Origin of the sequence: Pseudomonas sp., assembly GCF_049645325.1 — a bacterium.
Taxonomy (GTDB): Bacteria; Pseudomonadota; Gammaproteobacteria; order Pseudomonadales; family Pseudomonadaceae; genus Aquipseudomonas.
Genome location: NZ_JBARTQ010000083.1, coordinates 1 through 2,501, shown reverse-complemented (window position 1 = coordinate 2,501; position 2,501 = coordinate 1). Strand labels below are relative to the sequence as shown.

General features: G+C 62.5%; 2 protein-coding genes and 1 pseudogene. 1 reads left to right on the top strand and 2 read right to left on the bottom strand.

Going from position 1 to position 2,501, the window contains the following annotated elements; genetic code table 11:
* Both WBB95_RS03480 and WBB95_RS03475 read right to left on the bottom strand, forming a co-directional pair.
* Positions 1-284 (bottom strand): annotated as a pseudogene (locus WBB95_RS03480) (phosphonoacetaldehyde hydrolase); the annotation flags it as partial.
* Positions 285-313: 29 nt separating this feature from the next.
* A complete protein-coding gene (locus tag WBB95_RS03475; protein WP_424486307.1) occupies positions 314-1,423 on the bottom strand; it encodes a 2-aminoethylphosphonate--pyruvate transaminase in 1,110 nt (369 codons plus the stop codon).
* A gap of 113 nt (positions 1,424-1,536) precedes the next feature.
* Here WBB95_RS03475 and WBB95_RS03470 point away from each other — a divergent pair, with 113 nt between their 5' ends.
* Positions 1,537-2,394, top strand: coding sequence for a LysR substrate-binding domain-containing protein (locus WBB95_RS03470; protein ID WP_424486306.1), 858 nt, complete (start codon positions 1,537-1,539; stop codon positions 2,392-2,394).
* Positions 2,395-2,501 lie beyond the last annotated feature (107 nt).

The window sequence follows — 2,501 nt, the reverse complement described above, 5'->3', positions numbered from 1 at the left end:
GGCATGAACCGCTGGTAGATCGCGGTCACGTCGTCATCCGTGGGGGTGCGGCCGAAGGCCTTGCGGTAACGCTCGGCCACCTTCGGCTGGTTGCAGAGGGTGCGGATATGGTCCCACTTGCCCATGCCCATTGGGCCACGGGCTTCTTCGATCGAGACTTGCACGTCAAATTCGGCAAAAGCTTCGACAAAAATCTGCGTGGGCGCAAAGGAGCCGAAATCGACCACGGTGCCGGCCCAATCGAGGATGACGGCCTGGAGGGCGTTGGGGTTTTGATAGTTCATGGTTCAGATCCTGTGGCTAATCGTAGAAATTAAATGTCCAGCACTTCCATCTCTTGCAGCACGTCGGCGATCGCCTGGACGGCGGCTTGCATGCCGGCCGAGTCGACATGGCCGATGCAGCCCACGCGGAAGGTTTCCACTTGGGTCAATTTGCCCGGGTACAGAATGAAACCCTTGGCCTTGACCCGTTCGTAGAAGTCCTTGAACTGGTAGCGCGGGTCTTTCGGCGCGTGGAAGGTGACGATGATAGGGGCCTGAATCGCCGCCGGCAGGAAGCTGCGCAGGCCCAGTTCGGCCATGCCGTCCAGCAAGGTCTGGCAGTTATTCGCGTAACGCTGATGGCGCGCCGGCAGGCCGCCTTCTTCCTGGTATTGCAGCAGCGCTTCGTGCAGGGCCGCCACCACATGGGTGGGCGGGGTGAAGCGCCATTGGCCGGTCTTGGCCATGTAGCTGTGCTGGTCGAACAGGTCCATCGCCAGGGAGTGGCAATTGCCTTGCGCGGCGGCGAGTGCCTGTTTTTCGGCGAAGACAAACCCCATGCCCGGCACGCCTTCCAGGCATTTGCCCGAAGCGGCGATCAGTGCGTCGAACGGCACGTGGCGTGCATCGATCGGCAGCGCGCCGAAGGAACTCATGGCGTCGATGATCAAGCGCTTGCCGTGGTTTTTCACGACCTGGGCGATCTCCGGCAGCGGGTTGAGAATACCGGTGCTGGTCTCGCAATGGATCAGCGCGACGTGGGTGATGGCCGTGTCGGCGTGCAACAGGCGGTCGACGTCTTCGGCGGTGGTGGGGTCGTCTTCGGCGGTTTCAAAGGTGCTGAAATCACGGCCGAGCACTTCACAGATCTTCGCCAGGCGTTTGCCGTAGGCGCCGTTGATGAGCACCAGTACTTTGCCGTTACGCGGCACCAGGGTGCCGATGGCGGCTTCGACGGCAAACGTGCCGCTGCCTTGCAAGGGCACGCAATGGTGGCTGTCGGCGCCGTTGAGGATTGCCAGCAATTGCGTGCAGGCGCTGGCGGTCAGCTGGTTGAAGCGGTCATCCCATGAGCCCCAGTCCACCATCATGGCCTGACGGGTGCGGTTCGATGTGGTCAGGGGGCCAGGGGTCAGCAGGATCGGCGCGGCAGTGGTCATCTCAAGTCCTCGCAAGGCATCGGGGGTTGAAGCTACGGCGCCTAAATTGCAGTTTGGCTTGTCATCAATCAAATTGTTTGTTGTTATGCGAGCTATCAGTGAGGCCGATAGCTATGAATTTGTTCCAACTGCGCGCATTCGATGCCGTGGCCCGCGAGGGCAGCTTCACCCGGGCGGCAGCGCGGCTGTTCATCAGCCAGCCGGCGGTGACCGGGCATATCAAGGCCCTAGAAGAGCACTACCAGATCCCGTTGTTGCGCCGTACGGCGCGGCGGGTGGAGTTGACCCAGGAAGGCACGCGCCTGGCAGCGATCACGCGGGCGATTTTCGGCCTGGTGGACGAGGCCCAGACCCTGCTGGAGGCCAACCGCCAACTGCTCACCGGACGCCTGGAAGTGGCGGCGGACGGCCCGCACCTGGTGATGCCGATGATCGCCAGCCTGCGCGCGCGCTACCCGGGCATCACCGTCAACCTGCGGTTGGGCAACGCGCAGGAAACCCTGGCGGCGCTGTTGTCCGAACACGCGGACGTGGCGGTGTTGACCGAAGTGGAGCCGCGCAATGGCCTGCATTTACAGCCTTTGAGTGAATCGCGCATTTGCGCGCTGGTGCCGGCCAGCCACCCCTGGGCGACGCAGGCCGAGAGCATCCGCCTGGAACAGTTGAACGAGGTGATCATGGTGCTGCGCGAGCCCAGTTCCATCACCCGCCGCACGTTCGACGATGCGTGCCTGGCCGCCAAGGTTTATCCCAAGGTGCTGCTGGAACTGGACAGCCGCGAGGCGGTGACCGAAGCAGTGGCTGCCGAGTTAGGCGTTGGCGTGGTGTCGTCGATGGAGGTCAGCCGGGACCCGCGGGTGCAGGCGGTTACGATTCAGGGCGATGGGCTGGTGAACCGGCACATGCTGGGTTGCATGGAGCGACGCCGATCCTTGCGCCTGATTCAGGCGTTTTTCGAGTTGGCGCCTTAGGCGAGAAGTACCTCAATACCGGATGGCCTTATCGCGGCATAAGTATCTACACAACTTTCAAGGCTGAAAAATCTCCCTGTAGTGAGCGGGCTTGCCCCGCGCTGGGC

What these genes read in the sequence shown, in the direction of transcription:
- WBB95_RS03475 (WP_424486307.1), bottom strand. Translation starts at nt 1,423, where the DNA reads ATGACCACTGCCGCGCCGATCCTGCTGACCCCTGGCCCCCTGACCACA.
- WBB95_RS03470 (WP_424486306.1), top strand. Translation starts at nt 1,537, where the DNA reads ATGAATTTGTTCCAACTGCGCGCATTCGATGCCGTGGCCCGCGAGGGC.